At 60.4% G+C, this 18,443-nt stretch carries 17 protein-coding genes; 14 read left to right on the forward strand and 3 right to left on the reverse strand.

The genetic code is table 11. From position 1 onward, the window contains the following. Positions 1–42 precede the first annotated feature (42 nt). The 11 genes from PSH88_RS08030 to PSH88_RS08080 all read left to right on the forward strand — a co-directional run bounded on the left by PSH88_RS08030 (position 43) and on the right by PSH88_RS08080 (position 9,172). Entirely contained in the window at positions 43–678 is a 636-nt protein-coding gene (locus tag PSH88_RS08030) for a MotA/TolQ/ExbB proton channel family protein (protein ID WP_305425708.1), read from the forward strand. After that, positions 675–1,103: an ExbD/TolR family protein gene (locus PSH88_RS08035; protein ID WP_095634888.1), complete on the forward strand. Its 429-nt coding sequence runs from the start codon at positions 675–677 to the stop codon at positions 1,101–1,103. The genes PSH88_RS08030 and PSH88_RS08035 overlap by 4 nt, the downstream gene beginning before the upstream one ends. Next, complete coding sequence (lpxK, locus tag PSH88_RS08040; protein ID WP_305425709.1) at positions 1,103–2,113, forward strand: tetraacyldisaccharide 4'-kinase; 1,011 nt, start codon at positions 1,103–1,105, stop codon at positions 2,111–2,113. The genes PSH88_RS08035 and lpxK overlap by 1 nt, the downstream gene beginning before the upstream one ends. Before the next feature lie 25 nt (positions 2,114–2,138). After that, entirely contained in the window at positions 2,139–2,324 is a 186-nt protein-coding gene (locus tag PSH88_RS08045; RefSeq protein WP_003174668.1) for a Trm112 family protein, read from the forward strand. Beyond that, positions 2,321–3,085 carry a 3-deoxy-manno-octulosonate cytidylyltransferase gene (kdsB, locus tag PSH88_RS08050; protein ID WP_305425710.1) on the forward strand — a complete coding sequence of 255 codons (765 nt, stop codon included), beginning with the start codon at positions 2,321–2,323 and terminating at the stop codon, positions 3,083–3,085. Before PSH88_RS08045 ends, kdsB begins: the two co-directional genes overlap by 4 nt. Beyond that, positions 3,085–3,549, forward strand: a complete 465-nt coding sequence (locus PSH88_RS08055; RefSeq protein WP_305483504.1) for a low molecular weight protein-tyrosine-phosphatase — start codon at positions 3,085–3,087, stop codon at positions 3,547–3,549. The genes kdsB and PSH88_RS08055 overlap by 1 nt, the downstream gene beginning before the upstream one ends. Then, on the forward strand, positions 3,546–4,565 hold the full coding sequence (murB, locus tag PSH88_RS08060) for a UDP-N-acetylmuramate dehydrogenase (protein ID WP_305425712.1): 1,020 nt from the start codon (positions 3,546–3,548) through the stop codon (positions 4,563–4,565). Before PSH88_RS08055 ends, murB begins: the two co-directional genes overlap by 4 nt. 236 nt (positions 4,566–4,801) lie before the next feature. Continuing rightward, on the forward strand, positions 4,802–5,272 hold the full coding sequence (locus tag PSH88_RS08065) for a (2Fe-2S)-binding protein (protein ID WP_038982082.1): 471 nt from the start codon (positions 4,802–4,804) through the stop codon (positions 5,270–5,272). Then, the gene (locus PSH88_RS08070; RefSeq protein ID WP_305425714.1) at positions 5,269–7,599 is read left to right on the forward strand and encodes a xanthine dehydrogenase family protein molybdopterin-binding subunit; all 2,331 of its coding nucleotides are present in this window, start codon (positions 5,269–5,271) and stop codon (positions 7,597–7,599) included. Before PSH88_RS08065 ends, PSH88_RS08070 begins: the two co-directional genes overlap by 4 nt. Then, positions 7,599–8,582, forward strand: coding sequence for an XdhC family protein (locus tag PSH88_RS08075; RefSeq protein ID WP_305425716.1), 984 nt, complete (start codon positions 7,599–7,601; stop codon positions 8,580–8,582). Before PSH88_RS08070 ends, PSH88_RS08075 begins: the two co-directional genes overlap by 1 nt. Beyond that, a complete protein-coding gene (locus tag PSH88_RS08080) occupies positions 8,579–9,172 on the forward strand; it encodes a nucleotidyltransferase family protein (protein ID WP_305425717.1) in 594 nt (197 codons plus the stop codon). The genes PSH88_RS08075 and PSH88_RS08080 overlap by 4 nt, the downstream gene beginning before the upstream one ends. Positions 9,173–9,395: 223 nt before the next feature. On the opposite strand, the gene ltrA is transcribed toward PSH88_RS08080, so the two are convergent. Together ltrA and rne are read right to left on the reverse strand one after the other, a co-directional pair. Beyond that, on the reverse strand, positions 9,396–10,712 hold the full coding sequence (ltrA, locus tag PSH88_RS08085) for a group II intron reverse transcriptase/maturase (RefSeq protein WP_370694672.1): 1,317 nt from the start codon (positions 10,710–10,712) through the stop codon (positions 9,396–9,398). Between the two features lie 483 nt (positions 10,713–11,195). Continuing rightward, a complete protein-coding gene (gene rne, locus PSH88_RS08090) occupies positions 11,196–14,390 on the reverse strand; it encodes a ribonuclease E (RefSeq protein WP_305483505.1) in 3,195 nt (1,064 codons plus the stop codon). Between the two features lie 700 nt (positions 14,391–15,090). Between rne and rluC the strand changes: the two genes are divergently transcribed. From rluC to sppA, 3 genes are read left to right on the forward strand one after another with little or no spacing between them, the layout of a single operon-like run. Beyond that, positions 15,091–16,053 (forward strand): 23S rRNA pseudouridine(955/2504/2580) synthase RluC, encoded by a 963-nt coding sequence (rluC, locus tag PSH88_RS08095; RefSeq protein WP_008014368.1) that lies wholly within the window; start codon positions 15,091–15,093, stop codon positions 16,051–16,053. Next, positions 16,040–16,702: an HAD-IA family hydrolase gene (locus PSH88_RS08100; protein WP_305425721.1), complete on the forward strand. Its 663-nt coding sequence runs from the start codon at positions 16,040–16,042 to the stop codon at positions 16,700–16,702. Before rluC ends, PSH88_RS08100 begins: the two co-directional genes overlap by 14 nt. A 27-nt stretch (positions 16,703–16,729) precedes the next feature. Further along, entirely contained in the window at positions 16,730–17,719 is a 990-nt protein-coding gene (sppA, locus tag PSH88_RS08105; protein ID WP_305425722.1) for a signal peptide peptidase SppA, read from the forward strand. 78 nt (positions 17,720–17,797) lie between these two features. On the opposite strand, the gene PSH88_RS08110 is transcribed toward sppA, so the two are convergent. Next, a complete protein-coding gene (locus tag PSH88_RS08110) occupies positions 17,798–18,376 on the reverse strand; it encodes a Maf family protein (RefSeq protein ID WP_305425723.1) in 579 nt (192 codons plus the stop codon). Between the last annotated feature and the right edge of the window lie 67 nt (positions 18,377–18,443).

Below are 18,443 nucleotides of genomic sequence, written 5' to 3' on the forward strand. Positions count from 1 at the left end.
CCCCTATGTTAGAGTGGCGCACTTTTCGAGGGGACTGTCACTGTGTGGGAATTGGTCAAATCCGGCGGCTGGATGATGCTGCCGATCATTCTGAGTTCCATCGCGGCCATGGCGATCGTTGCCGAGCGTCTGTGGACCCTGCGTGCCAGCCGCGTGACCCCCGAGTACTTGCTCGGGCAGGTCTGGGTCTGGATCAAGGACAAACAACTCAATAAAGAAAAACTCAAGGAGCTGCGCGCCAACTCTCCGTTGGGCGAGATCCTGGCCGCCGGTCTGGCGAACTCCAGGCATGGTCGCGAGATCATGAAAGAGTGCATCGAAGAGGCCGCTGCGCGGGTAATTCACGAGCTCGAACGCTACATCAACGCCCTTGGCACCATCGCCGCCATGGCCCCGTTGCTGGGTTTGCTGGGTACGGTGCTGGGCATGATCGATATTTTCAGTGCGTTCATGGGCACGGGCATGGGCACCAACGCTTCAGTGCTGGCCGGTGGTATTTCCAAAGCGCTGATCACCACCGCCGCCGGTCTGATGGTCGGCATCCCGGCCGTGTTCTTCCACCGCTTCCTGCAACGCCGCATAGATGAGTTGGTGGTGGGCATGGAGCAGGAAGCGATCAAGCTGGTCGAGGTAGTGCAGGGTGACCGCGACGTGGATCTGTCTGGGGGCAAAGCGTGAAATTCCGTCGTAAACCACGGGAAACGATAGACATCAACCTCGCGTCGTTGATTGACGTGGTGTTTATCTTGCTGCTGTTTTTCGTTGTGACCACCACCTTCACTCGTGAAACCCAGTTGCGCGTCGACTTGCCGGAAGCCGTCAGCGGTTCCCCGGCCGAGGACCAGCAGACCAAGCAACTGGACATCGCCATCAGTGCCGAAGGTGTGTTCTCCGTGAACAACCAGTTGTTGCCGAAGAACGATCTGACCAGCCTGATGGAAGCGCTACAGAAAGAATCCAATGGCGACACCAATATGCCGTTGTCCATCAGCGCTGATGGCAAGACCCCCCATCAGTCCGTCATCACCGCGATGGACGCTGCCGGCAAGCTCGGTTTCAGTCACTTGCGCATGACCACAGTCGAGGCGGCGCCGGCATCTTGATGGCCATGTCCGATCGATTGCTCACTGCGTGGTACGAAGGCCATCCGGCGTTGAAGCTGTTGCAGCCTCTGGAATGGTTGTATCGACGCGTGGTCACTGGCAAGCGCAAGCGCTTTTTGGCCGGTGAGGGCGAGATCTATCAACCTCCGGTGCCGCTGATCGTGGTCGGCAACATCACGGTGGGCGGCACCGGCAAGACGCCGCTGATTCTGTGGATGATCCAGCATTGCCAGCGCAGCGGGCTGCGGGTCGGCGTGGTCAGCCGTGGCTACGGCGCCAAACCGCCGCAATTGCCGTGGCGGGTCAAGGCGGATCAAGATGCGGACGTGGCGGGCGATGAACCACTGTTGATCGTCCAGCGCACTGGCGTGCCGTTGATGATCGACCCGGACCGCAGCCGCGCGGTCAAAGCCTTGCTGGCGAGCGAACCGCTGGACCTGATCCTCTCCGACGACGGCATGCAGCATTACCGGCTGGCCCGGCATCTGGAACTGGTGCTGATCGATGCCGCCCGGGGGCTGGGCAACCAGCGCTGCCTGCCGGCCGGACCGTTGCGCGAACCGATCGAGCGGCTGCAAAGCGTCGATGCGGTGCTTTATAACGGTGCCACTGCCGACCGCATCGACGGTTTTGCCTTCCAGTTGCAACCCACGGCGCTGGTCAATCTGCAAAGCGGCGAACGCCGGCCTATCGACCATTTCCCCTCAGGCCAGGCCATTCACGCCGTGGCCGGGATCGGCAATCCCCAACGTTTCTTCAAGACCCTCGAAACGCTACACTGGCGGCCAGTGCCGCATGCATTTGCCGACCACGCCGAATACAGCGTGCAGGCCTTGAATTTCACACCGTCATTGCCAGTGGTGATGACTGAAAAAGACGCGGTGAAGTGCCGTGCCTTCGCCGCCGCCGATTGGTGGTACCTGGCGGTCGATGCTGCGCCATCGCCGGCCTTCGTGGCTTGGTTCGATTCGCAGCTGATGCGCCTGTTGCCGGCTCGTCTTTTGCCTTAACTCCGTTTCTATCCAGGGAATGTTCATGGACACCAAATTGCTCGATATTCTCGCTTGCCCGATCTGCAAAGGTCCGCTCAAGCTCAGCGCCGACAAAACCGAGCTGATCAGCAAGGGCGCTGGCCTCGCCTATCCGATTCGCGACGGCATCCCGGTGATGCTCGAAAGTGAAGCACGCACCCTGACCACTGACGAGCGTCTGGATAAATGACCACAGCCTTTACCGTCGTCATTCCATCGCGTTATGCCTCCACCCGTCTGCCGGGCAAACCCCTGCTGCTGATCGCCGGCAAGCCGATGATCCAGCACGTCTGGGAACAAGCGAGCAAAAGCAGTGCCCAGCGCGTGGTCGTGGCCACCGACGATGCGCGCATCATAGAGGCCTGCAAAGGCTTTGGTGCCGAAGTGGTGCTGACCCGCGAAGACCACAATTCCGGCACTGACCGTCTGGCCGAAGTCGCGGCGAAACTGGGCCTGGCCCCGGACGCCATCGTGGTTAACGTTCAGGGCGACGAGCCGTTGATTCCGCCGAGCGTGATCGATCAGGTCGCCGCTAATCTGGCTGCCCACACCGAAGCGCGCATGGCCACCCTGGCCGAGCCGATCGAAGACGTGGAAACCCTGTTCAATCCCAATGTGGTCAAGGTGGTCAGCGACCTCAATGGCCTGGCACTGACATTCAGTCGTGCCACCTTGCCGTGGGCTCGCGACGCGTTCGCCAAGAGCCGCGAGCAATTGCCGGAAGGTGTGCCGTATCGCCGTCACATCGGCATTTATGCCTATCGCGCCGGTTTCCTGCAGGACTTCGTCACTTGGGGCCCGTGCTGGCTGGAAAACACCGAGTCTCTGGAGCAACTGCGGGCGCTCTGGCACGGCGTGCGGATTCACGTCGCCGATGCGCTGATCGCACCCCCCACCGGTGTCGACACCATTGAAGACCTCGAGCGCGTTCGTCGCTTGCTGGAGGCTTGATGCGGGTTCTGTTCGTCTGCCTGGGCAATATCTGCCGCTCTCCCACAGCCGAAGGCGTGTTGCGGCACAAACTGCGTGAGGCGGGGCTGGCCGATCAAGTCGAAGTGGCTTCCGCCGGCACCGGCGACTGGCACGTCGGCAAGGCCCCGGACAAGCGCAGCCAGGCCGCGGCGAAGCTGCGCGGTTATGACTTGTCGGCCCAGCGCGCGCAGCAAGTCAGCCGTGCAGATTTCGCCACCTACGACCTGATTCTGGCGATGGACAACAGCAACCTGCGCCACCTCAAGGCCCTGCAACCGGCCAAGGGCAAGGCCGAACTGGACCTGTTCCTGCGTCGCTACCAGTCGGAAGTCGATGAAGTGCCGGACCCTTATCACGACAGCGAGCAGGGTTTCGAACAGGTCCTGGACCTGATCGAGCGCGCCACCGATTTGCTGGTGATCGAATTGAAGGGACGGTTATGAGTTTGCAGGTACATCCGCTGGTATCGCTCAAGCCGTTCAACAGCTTTGGCGTGGATGTTCAGGCCCGGCTGTTTGCCGAGGCCCATAGCGATGCTGACGTGCGCGAAGCCCTGGCCTATGGGTTGGAACATGATGTGCCCGTGCTGGTGATCGGTGGCGGCAGTAATCTGCTGCTGACCGCTGATGTGCAGGCATTGGTGCTGCGCATGGCCACACGGGGAATTCGCCTATTGAGCGATGACGGCAACCAGGTTGTGATCGAAGCCGAAGCGGGGGAGCCGTGGCATCCGTTTGTGCAACACACCTTGGCGCAAGGGTTGTCGGGGCTGGAGAACCTCAGCCTGATCCCCGGCACGGTGGGCGCGGCACCGATGCAGAACATCGGCGCTTACGGTGTCGAGATAAAAGACGTTTTTGCCGGCCTGACGGCCCTTGATCGCCAGACCGGCGAGCTGCGGGACTTCACGCTGGCCGAGTGCAACTTCGCCTACCGCGACAGCCTGTTCAAACAGGAGCCGGGGCGCTGGTTGATCCTGCGGGTGCGTTTCATCCTCACGCGCACCGCGCACCTGCACCTGGAATACGGCCCGGTTCGCCAGCGCCTGACATCGCTGGGCATCGATCACCCGACGCCTACCGATGTTAGCCAGGCCATCTGCAGCATTCGCAACGAAAAGCTCCCGGACCCGGCGGTGCTTGGCAATGCCGGCAGCTTCTTCAAGAACCCCTTGGTGCCGGCGACATTGGTGGCGCAACTCAAGGAGCAGTACCCGGAGCTGGTGGCCTACGCGCAACCTGACGGCCAAATGAAACTGGCGGCGGGCTGGCTCATCGAACGGGCCGGCTGGAAAGGCTTTCGAGACGGTGATGCCGGTGTGCATAAATTACAGGCGCTGGTGCTGGTCAACTACGGCACCGCAACGGGCCTGCAATTGTTGAATCTGGCGCAACGCATTCAAAAAGACATTTCAGAACGTTTCCACGTCGACCTGGAAATGGAGCCCAATCGGTATTGAGGCTACGCTTTCACGGCTGATTCCAAAGCCCTGCACATCTTCAAATGTGCAGGGCTTTTTTGTTAATGCTGGGTTAACTTAGCTACCTAACGATGCAAGCATTTGCTCCACCAAAGGCCCGGTGCAGACGTTGCTGTCCGCATAAGAGAGCCCATTAGCCTGAGTCGATCTGCGTGAAGGAATCCACGCGGCAGATTGCTCGACCCCATAACCTCTATCACTATGCGGGCGTGCCCATGATTACCCTGAAACTCAATGGACAAGATCATCAACTCGATGTCACCGAGGACATGCCGCTGCTCTGGGCGATCCGTGACGTGGCCGGTTACAACGGCACCAAATTTGGCTGCGGCATGGGCCTGTGTGGCGCCTGCACCATTCATATCGACGGCGCGCCTGCGCGCAGTTGCATCACGCCGATCGGCTCGGTAGTCGGCCAGAACGTCACCACCATCGACAACCTGCACGCCGACCCGGTCGGCAAAGTTGTCCAGCAAGCCTGGCTCGACAGCGCTGTGGCTCAGTGCGGTTACTGTCAGGGCGGGCAGATCATGTCGGCCACCGCATTGCTGAAAACCAATCCGAACCCCAGCGACGAGCAGATTGAAGAGGCGATGGTCGGTAACATTTGCCGTTGCGGCACCTACAACCGGATCAAGACCGCCATCCGCCAGGCATCCACTCACCTGAAGGAGGCCAAGGCATGAGCCAGTTACCGAATGATTTTGCGCTGAGCAATTTGAGCAACCTCAGCCGCCGTGGTTTCCTCAAAGGCGTGGGCGCCACCAGTGCGCTGGTTCTGGCGGCAAGCTGGGGCTGGCAGGACGCGCTTGCCGCCGAAAAAGACAAGAAGTTCGGCGCCGACGGTATGCCCAACGGCTGGATCGATGATCCTAAGGTTTATGTCAGCATCGCCGCCGATGGCAGCGTGACCGTGGTCTGCAACCGCTCGGAAATGGGCCAGGGCGTGCGCACCAGCCTGACCATGGTAGTGGCCGATGAGTTGGAGGCCGACTGGGCACTGGTCAAAGTGCAACAGGCGCCGGGCGACGAAGTGCGTTTCGGCAACCAGGACACTGACGGTTCGCGCAGCATGCGTCACTGGTACGAGCCGATGCGCCGTTGCGGGGCTGCCGCGCGGACCATGCTTGAGCAAGCCGCCGCCGAGCAGTGGAAAGTGCCGGTCAGTGAGTGCCATGCGCAACTGCACAAAGTCATCCATAAACCGACCGGGCGTGAACTGGGCTACGGCGCATTGGCCGCTGCTGCCGGTGCACTGACGGTGCCGGCTCGCGACAGCCTGCGGCTCAAGCAGCCCTCAGAATTCCGTTACATCGGCAAGGAAGGCACCAAGGCCATCGACGGTGCGGACATCGTCAATGGTCGCGCGGTCTACGGCGCCGATGTGCATTTCGACGGCATGCTTTTCGCCACCATCGCGCGTCCAGCGGTCTATGGCGGCAAGGTCAAATCCTTCGATGCCAGCGCCGCGATGAAAGTCCCGGGCGTGATCAAGGTTCTGCAAGTCGAAAGCCGTCCATTGCCGTCCGAGTTCCAGCCTCTGGGCGGTGTGGCCGTGGTGGCCAGCAATACCTGGGCGGCGATCAAGGGCCGCGAGGCGCTGAAAATCGAGTGGGATGACGGCCCCAATGCCAGTTACGACTCGATTGCCTACCGCAAGGAACTCGAAGCCGCGTCCCTCAAGCCCGGCAAAGTGGTGCGCAATACCGGCAGCATCGACCAGGCCATGAGCAGCGCCGACAGCACCCTCGAAGCCTCTTATTACCTGCCGCACCTGGCGCAATCGCCAATGGAACCGATGGTCGCCATTGCCCGTTTCAAGGACGGCGTGTGCGAAGCCTGGGCCCCAAGTCAGGCACCGCAAGTCACCCGTGAACGGATCGGCGAGCGCCTCGGCATCCCATTCGATAACGTCACGCTCAACGTCACCTTGCTCGGTGGCGGTTTCGGTCGCAAATCCAAGCCGGACTTCGTCATTGAAGCGGCGATCCTGGCCAAGGAGTTTCCGGGCAAAGCGGTGCGGGTGCAGTGGACCCGTGAAGACGACATCCACAACTCCTATTTCCACACCGTGTCCGCCGAATACCTGAAGGCCAGCCTGAACAAGGACGGCCTGCCGTCCGGCTGGCTGCACCGCACGGTGGCGCCGAGCATCACCGCGCTGTTCGCGCCGGGCATGAACCATGAGGCGGCTTTCGAGCTGGGCATGGGCTTTACCAACATGGCTTATGCGATCCCCAACGTGCGCCTGGAAAACCCTGAAGCGGCGGTCCATACCCGGGTCGGCTGGTATCGCTCGGTGTCGAACATTCCCCATGGCTTTGCGATTCAGAGCTTTGTCGATGAACTGGCCCATAAGGCCGGTCAGGATCCGCTCAAGTACCAGATCAAGCTGCTTGGCCCGGACCGTCAGATCGATCCGCGCACTTTGAGTGAAGAGTGGAACTACGGTGAATCCCCCGAGCGTTACCCGATCGATACCGCGCGGATGCGCACCGTGCTGGAAACCGCCGCCAAAGCCGCCGGTTGGGGGCGTCAGTTACCCAAGGGCCGCGGCCTGGGCCTGGCGGTGCATTACAGCTTCGTCACTTATGTGGCGGCGGTGATCGAGGTTGAAGTCAAGGACGATGGCACGTTGATCGTGCACAAGGCCGACATCGCCGTGGATTGCGGTCCGCAGATCAACCCCGAGCGTATTCGCTCGCAGTTCGAAGGTGCCTGCGTCATGGGCCTGGGCAACGCGGTGCTGGGGGAAATCAGTTTCAAGGACGGCAAGGTTCAGCAGGACAATTTCCACATGTACGAGGTGGCGCGCATGTCTCTGGCACCAAAAGAAGTTGCCGTGCATCTGGTTACGCCACCGGGCAATGTGCCGTTGGGCGGAGTCGGTGAGCCGGGCGTGCCGCCGATTGCGCCAGCGCTGTGCAACGCGATCTTCGCCGCCACCGGCAAGCGCATCCGTAACCTGCCGGTGCGCTATCAGCTGCAAGGTTGGCAGAAGGCGCAAGCCTGATGGACAGCGTTGATCTGAATGTCCTGCGCAGCGTGCTGGAATGGCGCCGCGCCGGTCAGCGGGTGATGTTGTACAGCGTGGTTCAGACCTGGGGCACCGCGCCCCGGGCACCCGGCGCCATGCTCGCCTTGCGTGAAGATGGTGTGGTGATTGGTTCAGTGTCCGGTGGCTGTGTCGAGGATGACCTGATTGCCCGGCTGCACGATGGCCGTATTCCGGCCGATGGGCCGCCGGTGCAATTGATTACCTATGGCGTCACCCGTGAGGAGGCTGCACGGTTTGGTTTGCCGTGCGGCGGCACGTTGCGCCTGACCGAGGAGCGGATCGGCGATCCGTCGTGGGTCGCCGAATTGCTGACGCGCTGCGAGGCCCATGAGATCGTTGCGCGTGAGCTGAATCTGGCGACCGGTGAAGTGGTTTTGCAGCCAGCGAGCAAGACCGATGCGCTGGTGTTTGACGGGCAGACCTTGCGCGCCATTTATGGTCCGCGCTGGCGGCTGTTGCTGATCGGCGCCGGCCAATTGTCGCGCTACGTTGCGGAGATAGCGCGGCTGCTGGATTTCGAAGTGCTGATCTGCGATCCGCGCACCGAGTTCGTCTACGGCTGGGAAGAGCAACACGGTCGCTTCGTCCCGGGCATGCCCGACGAAGCGGTGCTGACCATCCAGACCGACGAGCGCACAGCCATTGTCGCGTTGACCCACGATCCGCGCCTGGATGACATGGCGCTGCTCACGGCGCTGGACTCCAAGGCATTTTATGTCGGCGCGCTGGGTTCGCGGATCAACAGCCAGAAGCGCCGGGACAATCTGGCTCAGCTAGGCTTGTCACAACAAGCCATCGAGCGCTTGCACGGCCCGATCGGTTTGCACATCGGCAGCCATACACCGGCGGAAATCGCCTTGTCGCTGCTGGCAGAAATTGTGGCGATCAAGAACGGCGTCGAGCTGAAACAGAAGAGGCCGTTGCAGGAGGGCGTATGAGCGACCCCATCGGCGTTATCGTAGTGGCCGCGGGGCAGGGCAGTCGGTTTCGGCAGGTAGCGGGTGACGATAAGGACAAGCTGCTAGTGGATTGCACCGGTCGTGACGGCGTCACCGTGCATTCGGTGATCGAACAGGTGCTGGTGAATCTGCCGGCCGCGCTCGAGAAGCGCGTGCTGGTGACCACGGCGGATCGCCCGCAGGTGATTCGCATGGCTCAAGCCTATGGTTGCGAGATTGTGCGAATCGAGTCGACCGGTCTGGGCGACAGCATTGCGGCGGGTGTGGCCGCGTGCTCGCAACTCGGTGGCTGGCTGATCGTGCTGGGGGATATGCCGTTTATCTTGTCGTCCAGCATTGAACAGGTCGTCGCGGCCATTGCGGATGACGCCATCAGCGTGCCGGTGCATGAGGGACAATATGGGCATCCGGTGGGGTTTGGACGAAGTTTTGGGCCAGGATTGATGGCACTAACCGGGGATCAGGGCGCCAAGTCGCTGTTCGCGCAGGCGAGGGTGGTCGAGGTGGCGGTGGATGATCCCGGTGTGTTGTGGGATGTGGATGTGCCTGATGCATTAGTATTTGCCTGACACACCGCCATCGCGGGCAAGCCACGCTCCCACAGGTTTTGCGTCTAACATAATCTGTTCTGAACGACATAAAACCTGTGGGAGCGTGGCTTGCCCGCGATAAACGGTAACGCGGTTTTCCTGCGTTACAACGGAATCGGCATAGGGGACGGCCTTCACAGGCCGCTCCCCTGCCACACCACCCGGCATGCGGGTCCGCACCGGGCGGTTCGAGAGATTGAGGTTATGAGAGTCGTACCAGACCCAGTCTGTCGAACCACGCTATATCCAACACTCGATTCAGCTCAAATCGGCTGTTACGCCACCAACTATGCGAGTTGGCCGCCACTCTGCGGGCCGTTTGGCTGCTGGCTCCCAGCGCCCTCAGTTCGCGGTAGATCGTCGGTCCACGCCGCCATTGCTTCAGTTGGATCGCTCGCAGTCGGTGTCGTATCCATTCATCCAGCTCTCGCCAGATTTTCGGGGTTTGTGACAACCCAAAGTAAGCTGTCCAGCCCAAGAGGTAAGGGCGTAGATTTTCGACTACTTGTCGCATACTGCGGCCACCTGAGCGGCGGGTCAGTTCGCGTATCCGTTGCTTGAACTGCTTGCGCGCCTTGATCGCCACGGCTCTTTTGACGCCTTTGGGCGATGCCCAAAAGGCATACCCAAGAAACTTGCGACCAAACGCACTCGCCACCGCACTCTTGCTCTCATTGACGCTCAAGTGCAGCTTTTCGTACAGGCGCTTCAGCAAAGTCATTACCCGCTGCCCAGCCCTGCGGCTGCGAACGTACACATTCGCATCGTCGGCATAGCGCACGAAGCAATGCCCTCGACGTTCAAGCTCCCGATCCACTTCGTTCAGCAGCACATTCGCCAACAATGGCGACAGCGGGCCGCCTTGCGGCGCCCCGACGCGGCTTTTCTCGACCATGCCATTGATCAGCGTTCCGGCATCCAGATAGGCCCGAATCAGCCGGATAACCGCCCGATCCGCAATCCGTTTGCGCAAGCGATTCATCAGGATGTCGTGGTCGACCCGATCGAAGAACTTCTCCAGATCAACATCCACCACCACCTTGCGTCCCGAGGACACATGGCGCTGAGCCGCCATAACGGCATCCTGCGCAGAGCGTCCCGGGCGAAAGCCATAGCTGTGTTCACTGAAGGTTGGATCGAGCAGTGGTTGCAGGATTTGCAGCAAGGCTTGTTGGATCAGACGGTCGGTGACCGTCGGGATGCCTAACTCGCGCTGACCGCCGTCAGGTTTGGGAATGACCACTCGGCGTACCGGACTGGGCCGGTAGACACCTGATAGAAGCTGTTCACGAATCGCCGCCCACTGAGTCAGCAGATATTCGGCGGTCTGTTCAATGTCCAGACCGTCGACTCCCGCTGCACCTTTGTTGGCCTTGACCCGCTTCCACGCCCGCTTCAGGTTTTCTCTCGCAAAGGCCCGTTCCAGCAGCCCTTGCCCTGCATTGTCGGATTCATCTTGCGGGCGATCGACCTCGTCGCTGACAGGACTTCTCACGGCTTCACCGCTCGTTATCTCCATCCGCCCCGCGTTTGGCAGGCATCTGACTTCCGGTCTTTCGCATCAACATGGCCTATAACGCTTTCTCTCGTTCGGCCCTTCGTCAAAAAAAGATGACTACTACGGCCTCTGCTGACTTCTCGCTCCGGCTTGCACCGTCGCCCTTTCAGGCACAAGGCGAGATCTCCCCAGGTAAGAACACAATCCTTCCCCGCACAACCGCCGGATTTACGCAGCCTGATCCTTGACCACAAGAGCTTCGCGGTTTACGGCCCGCTCGCCCTGATCGGCTTCGCCTTGTATCCGGTTCTTGTTCATCGGCTCACGGTTTCGATTCACGCTTCCTCCCCACACTCGGTCGCCCTCATGCAGTTGCGCTTCACTTCGTTCGCTGTGGCCAGCTTACGGCGGGACTTTCACCCACAAGATTGCGCCCATGCTGGGCGCACCATAAAAAAAGCCCCGCCTGGGTCACCAGGCGGGGCTTTTTAGTGGCCGATGGAATCAGGCGAGGGGTTTAGGCTCGTGCTCTTTTTCCAGGGCTTGCTCGTGTTGCTCTACCGCTTCCTGAACGGAGCGCGGTGCTTCGTCGATCACAGATTCAACCGGTTCGGCAGGGGCTTCAGCGGTCGGGGCAGGGGCTGCCTCGACAACTTCAGCAACAACCGGTGCTGGCTCGGCAGCGGCCGGAGCAGCAGTGGCAGCCAATTCGGCTTCTTTCTGCAGACGTTCGGCTTCACGCTTGCGACGACGTACTTCACGTGGGTCGTTCGGCGCACGACCGCTTGGGGTCAGAGCGCTGACAGGTGCGGCTTCAACCACCGGTGCAGCCTCTTCGGCAACAACTGGCGCTTCAACAACCGCTGGAGCAGGCTCGGCAGCAGCAACCACGGGCTCGGAAGCCATGGCTTCAGCAACCGGGGCTTCAGCGACAGGCGTTGGAGCTTCGACCGCTATAGGTGGCTCGGCAACCCAGTTGAACGCGGTTTGTTCTTCGCGAACTTCATGTACCGGTTCAGCCGGTGCTTCGATCACAGGTTCGCTAGCAACCACTGGTTCAGCGACAACGGCCGGCTCAGCGACAGCTTCAACTTCCGGCTGGGCTTCACGAACCGGTGCTACTTCGATTTCCGGAGCAGCGGTGACTTCTACCGGCGTAGTCGCTTCAACGACTGGCGCTTCGACCGGAGCAGTTTCCAGTGTGGCGGCAGTGGCGCGTTCGGCTTGCTCGTTGGCTTGTGCTTCAGCAGGTGCGCTGATCACGGAGCTGGCAACGGCAGCGGTAACAGCCAGGCCGGCGGCCAGATCGGCAGCGCTTGGCGCTTCGGCGTTTTCAGCCGATTCGGACTCTTCCGAACCTTCGATCACGTTGCCGTTGGCATCGCGTTGACGCTCACGACGGTTGCTGCGACGACGCTGGCCACGGGAGCGGCGGCGAGGACGATCGCCTTCGGCGCCTTCCTGACCGTCTTCCTGCAGTTGCTCTTCGTTGGTGGTCAACTCTTCTTCAGCAACGGCGGCAGCGGCTTGCTCGGTACGTGGCTGGCGTTCTTCACGCGGTGGGCGTGGAGCGCGTTCTTCACGTGGCTGACGGGCTGGACGCTCTTCAGCGCTGGCAGCGGCGGCCGGAGCGGCATCCAGAGGCTCGCGCAGTTCACGAACCGGACGTTCTTCACGCTCGCCACGTGGCTTGCGATCTTCACGCGGGGCGCGCGGTGCACGTTCTTCACGAGGGGCGCGTGGTGCGCGCTCTTCACGCGGAGCGCGTTCCTGGGCGACTGCTGGAGCTTCTTCGCGGGCTTCGCGTGGCTCACGTGGTGCGCGTTCTTCACGCGGTGCACGTTCCTCACGAGGCTTGCGCTCTTCATCGCGGCGACCATTACGGTTGCGGCTCTGCTGACGGCCGTTACGGCGCTCTTCGTTGCGGGCAGGGCGTTCGGTGGCTGGCTTTTCAACCACAACCGGCGCAGCAGGCTCTTCCTTGGTGGCGAACAGGCTGACCAGCGATTTCACCAGGCCTTTGAACAGGCTTGGCTCTGGGGCGACGGCCGGTGCAGCCACCGGAGCGACGGCGACTTCGGTCGGAACCGGAGCGTTGGCGCGAGCCGGAGCGGTCTTGACCGCGGCTTCCTGGCGAACCAGAGTGCGGGTCGCGGCGGCTGGCTGGACTTCTTCGACTTCGGCAGCGGCAGCGGCGATTTCGTAGCTGGACTGATTGATGCTGGCTTCCGGGCTGTCATCGCGCAGACGCTGAACTTCGAAGTGCGGCGTTTCGAGGTGATCGTTCGGCAGAATGACGATGCGGGCACGGGTGCGCAGTTCGATCTTGGTGATCGAGTTGCGTTTTTCGTTGAGCAGGAAAGCTGCAACCGGAATCGGTACTTGTGCGCGAACTTCGGCGGTACGGTCTTTCAGGGCTTCTTCTTCGATCAGGCGCAGGATCGCCAGCGACAGCGATTCAACGTCACGGATGATGCCGGTGCCATTGCAACGCGGGCAGACGATGCCGCTGCTTTCGCCCAGGGATGGACGCAGGCGCTGACGGGACATTTCCAGCAGGCCGAAGCGCGAGATGCGACCGACTTGCACGCGAGCGCGGTCGGCTTCCAGGCATTCGCGGACTTTCTCTTCCACGGCGCGCTGGTTCTTGGCAGGGGTCATGTCGATGAAGTCGATGACGATCAGGCCGCCGATGTCGCGCAAGCGCAACTGACGGGCGATTTCTTCGGCGGCTTCAAGGTTGGTCTGCAGTGCGGTTTCTTCGATGTCGCTGCCTTTGGTGGCGCGCGCCGAGTTGATGTCGATGGACACCAGGGCTTCGGTCGGATCGATAACGATGGAGCCGCCGGAAGGCAGTTCGACGACGCGCTGGAAGGCGGTTTCGATCTGGCTTTCGATCTGGAAACGGTTGAACAGCGGAACGCTGTCTTCGTACAGCTTGATTTTGCTGGCGTACTGCGGCATCACCTGGCGAATGAAGGTCAGGGCTTCGTCCTGGGCTTCAACGCTGTCGATCAGCACTTCGCCGATGTCCTGGCGCAGGTAATCGCGGATGGCGCGGATGATCACGTTGCTTTCCTGGTAGATCAGGAACGGCGCGGAACGATCCAGCGAAGCTTCTTTGATGGCGGTCCAGAGTTGCAGCAGGTAATCGAGGTCCCACTGCATTTCTTCGCTGCTGCGGCCAAGGCCGGCAGTGCGAACGATCAGACCCATGTCGGCCGGGGCAACCAGACCGTTCAGGGCTTCACGCAGTTCGTTGCGCTCTTCACCTTCGATGCGACGGGAAATACCGCCGGCACGCGGGTTGTTCGGCATCAGCACCAGGTAACGACCGGCCAGGCTGATGAAGGTGGTCAGGGCGGCGCCCTTGTTGCCACGTTCTTCTTTTTCGACCTGAACGATGACTTCCTGGCCTTCGCTCAGGACGTCCTTGATGTTGACGCGGCCTTCGGGGGCTTTCTTGAAGTATTCGCGGGAGATTTCTTTGAGGGGCAGGAAGCCGTGGCGCTCAGAGCCGAAATCGACAAAGGCAGCCTCAAGGCTTGGTTCGATGCGAGTAATCCGGCCTTTATAGATGTTGGCCTTCTTCTGCTCGCGTGCACCGGATTCGATGTCCAGGTCGTAGAGGCGCTGGCCATCTACCAGTGCAACACGCAACTCTTCGGGTTGAGTTGCGTTAATCAGCATTCTTTTCATGTAGTACCGTCGGTTTCCGGGCTGCCGGAAACGGCGTTCGGCACACACGACTTCTCACGGTCGGTGTCAGGTGCGTCAGGAGTGGTTGGCCACTCCAGTGTCTAGCGAACCCCAACCAATTGGGCCGGTGTCGCGACGTACGCGTCCTGCTTGCTGTGGCTACTTAAGCACTCAGTCAGGAGGAGGAATCAACCGGCGGCTGTGGACGAGATGAAGCGTCTTGATAAAGCCTATTGCTACACAGTCCAGCGGTTGTGCATCTCCACCCTACACGTATCCCTGATAATTCGGGTGCTGCCGCGCGCAGAATCCGCAGCGGGTTGGCATTTACCGTGAGCTCCGAAAGGGGAGGTCACGCATCATGGCTAATTTAGGCGGTGTTTCCGAAGCGTTCGCCCGGGGTCGTTCGCAGCTGACTGCACTTTGTGAACTGGCCGTGAATATTTGCTCGGAAGGCGAGTGAAAACTCTGCTTTGCGGCATGATTCAGGCCTTATGTCACCTGCGCTCGTTACAACTGAAAACTCTGCCGTTACGTAGCGAAAGCCCCGTAGGACGGCCTCTCGTCCTCGTGAATTGCGTTGGTCAGGGCCGGTTTTTGACCGTTAGTCCGCTGTCCAGGCCACTTTTGGCGGCGTTCGCGACTATAGCAGCAATGATTAAGTGCTTCAATTCCATAAAAAATTGTTATCATCCGCACCATGACGACTACTGCCCCTTCGACCCCAGCCGTACAACTGCTGGAGGTCTCGCCGGAATATGCCGGCCAACGTATTGATAACTTCCTTCTCGCTCGGCTCAAAGGCGTGCCCAAGACCTTGATTTACCGCATTTTGCGCAAGGGCGAAGTGCGGGTGAACAAAGGTCGGATCAAGCCCGAATACAAGCTTCAGGCGGGCGATATCGTGCGCGTGCCGCCGGTTCGCGTGCCTGAGCGCGACGAACCTGTGCCGCTGGCCCAGGGTCTGTTGCAGCGGCTCGAAGCTTCCATTGTCTACGAAGACAAGGCGCTGATCGTGGTCAACAAGCCTTGCGGCATTGCGGTTCATGGTGGCAGTGGCTTGACCTACGGCGTGATTGAAGCCTTTCGTCAGTTGCGTCCGGATTGCAAAGAGCTCGAACTGGTTCATCGTCTTGATCGTGATACCTCCGGCCTGCTGATGATTGCCAAAAAGCGCAGCATGTTGCGCCACTTGCACACGGCATTGCGCGGCGATGGCGTCGATAAGCGCTATATGGCGCTGGTCCGTGGCAACTGGGCGGCCTCGATCAAGCAAGTCCGTGCGTCGCTGGGCAAGAGCAATCTGCGCTCCGGTGAGCGCATGGTCGAGGTGGACGAGGAGGAGGGCAAGGAGTCTGTGACCGTGTTCAAGGTCCTGCGTCGTTTTGGCGACTTTGCCACCCTGATCGAAGCCAAGCCGATCACCGGCCGAACTCACCAGATTCGCGTCCATACTCTGCATGCGGGACATTGCATCGCTGGTGATACCAAGTACGGCGATGAGGGTTTCAGCAAAGAGATTCGTGATCTCGGCGGCAAGCGTCTGTTTCTGCACGCCTACATGCTGACTGTGCCGCTGCCTGATGGTGGTGAGCTCAAGTTGCAGGCGCCCGTCGACGAGATGTGGGCCAAAACCGTGGAGCGCTTGAGTGCACCCTACTGATTACAAACTGCTGATTTTCGATTGGGACGGCACGCTCGCTGACTCCATTGGTCGAATTGTCGAGGCGATGCATGTCGCGTCCGAGCGGTCCGGTTTTCAGTTGCGTGATGATTTTGCCGTCAAAGGCATTATCGGTCTGGGCTTGCCGGAAGCGATTCGCACCCTGTATCCCGAGATTGGCGACGCCGAGCTGATAGCGTTCCGTCAGCACTATGCAGATCACTACATTGCGGCGGAGGCCGTGCCTTCCCCGCTGTTTGAGGGTGTTATCGAGTCTCTCGAAGCGTTTCGTGTCGAGGGGTATCATCTGGCAGTAGCGACCGGCAAGGCTCGTCGTGGGCTGGATCGGGTGTTGAAGTCTCACGGTTGGGAAGATTATTTCGATATCACCCGTGCTGCGGACGAAACCGCCAGCAAACCCCATCCACTGATGCTCGAACAGATTCTCGCCCATTGCGAGGTTCGTCCGGAGCAGGCGCTCATGGTTGGCGACTCGTCGTTCGACCTGCAGATGGCGCGCAATGCGGGCATGGATTCGGTGGCGGTCAGCTATGGCGCTCAATCGATCGACGCCTTGAAACTATTTGAGCCGAGACTGGCCATTGATCGTTTTTCAGAGTTGCACGCCTGGCTGAGTCAGCGGGTTTAATTGGTTTTTTTTGCTGGGGTACATGGCATGACCGACGAATGGAAAGCGCCCGCCAAGGCGAGTGCGGAAAGCGGTGACGAGAAAAGCTGGAAGCTGCTGGAAAAAACCCTGCTGGCTGGTGTGCAGGAACAGCGCCGGTCCCGTCGCTGGGGAATATTCTTCAAATCGCTGACTTTTTTGTACCTGATTGGCGCGTTGATTCTGTTATCGCCATTGATAAGCATGGAGAAAGGCGCTGCTCTCGGCTCTGGCTACACGGCGCTGATCGATGTAACGGGCATGATTGCCGACAAAGAGCCAGCCAGTGCCGACAATATCGTCGGCAGTCTGCGTGCGGCCTTCGAGGACAAGAAGGTCAAGGGTGTGGTTCTGCGGATCAACAGCCCTGGCGGCAGTCCGGTGCAGTCGGGTTATGTCTACGACGAGATTCGTCGTTTGCGCGGCCTGCATCCGGATACCAAGGTTTACGCGGTAATCTCGGATCTGGGCGCTTCCGGTGCCTATTACATCGCCAGTGCGGCGGATCAGATCTACGCCGACAAGGCGAGCCTGGTGGGTTCCATTGGTGTGACAGCGGCCGGTTACGGTTTTGTCGGGACCATGGAAAAGTTGGGCGTCGAGCGTCGTACCTACACCTCCGGCGAGCACAAATCGTTCCTCGATCCGTTCCAGCCGCAGAAACCCGCGGAAACCCAGTTCTGGCAGAGCGTGCTCGATACCACTCATCAGCAGTTCATCAGCAGCGTCAAGAAGGGCCGTGGTGATCGCCTGAAGGATAAAGAGCATCCGGAGTTGTTCTCCGGGCTGATCTGGTCGGGTGAGCAGGCGCTGTCGCTGGGCTTGATCGATGGTCTGGGCAATGCCAGTTCGGTTGCGCGTGATGTGATTGGCGAGAAAGAGTTGGTGGATTTCACTGTCGAGGAATCGCCGTTCGATCGCTTCTCGAAAAAGCTCGGCGCCAGCGTGGCTGAGCATTTGGCGATGTGGATGGGCTTTCAAGGGCCTTCGCTACGCTAATCACCTGGCTGCATAAAGAAACCGGCCCGCGTGGCCGGTTTTTTTTGTGTGAACGCGGTCTCTGTACGGAGGTACGGTTCAGGGTATCTGTACGTTTTCAGCCAACAGCATATCGATCAGGCGAATCAGTGGCAGGCCGATCAGGCTGGTGGCGTCAGGGCCTTCGGTGCTCTGAAACAGGCTCACCCCCAAACCTTCGGCCTTGAAGCTGCCAGCGCAGTCGTAGGGCTGTTCTGCGTGCAGGTAGCGTTCGATGCGCGCTGCGTCGAGTGTGCGCATGTGTACGGTAAAGGGCACGCAGTCGACCTGGCAGTGGCCGGTCTGGCTATTGAGCAGTGCCAGGCCGGTCAGGAAGGTCACGCTCGCACCGCTGGATGCCAGCAGTTGTTCGCGGGCCTTTTCGAAGGTGTGAGGTTTGCCGATAATCCGCTCGCCGAGTACGGCGACCTGATCCGAGCCGATGATCAGGTGGGCTGGATGGCTGCCTGCAAGTGCGCGGGCTTTTTCTTCGGCGAGGCGCTTTACCAGTTCGACGGCAGGCTCGTCCTGGCGATGGCTTTCGTCGATGTCCGGCGAGCTGCACGTGAACGGCAGCTGCAAGCGGGCCAGCAATTCCCGGCGATAGGCCGAGCTTGAAGCAAGTAATAAAGGCAGCATGCGCATCTCCAAAGGGCAGGGGCGAATTCTAGCGCAGGCTCAAGTGACGGACAGGGCTGAATTTCCT

The organism is Pseudomonas wuhanensis (assembly GCF_030687395.1).
GTDB classification, from domain to species: domain Bacteria; phylum Pseudomonadota; class Gammaproteobacteria; order Pseudomonadales; family Pseudomonadaceae; genus Aquipseudomonas; species Aquipseudomonas wuhanensis.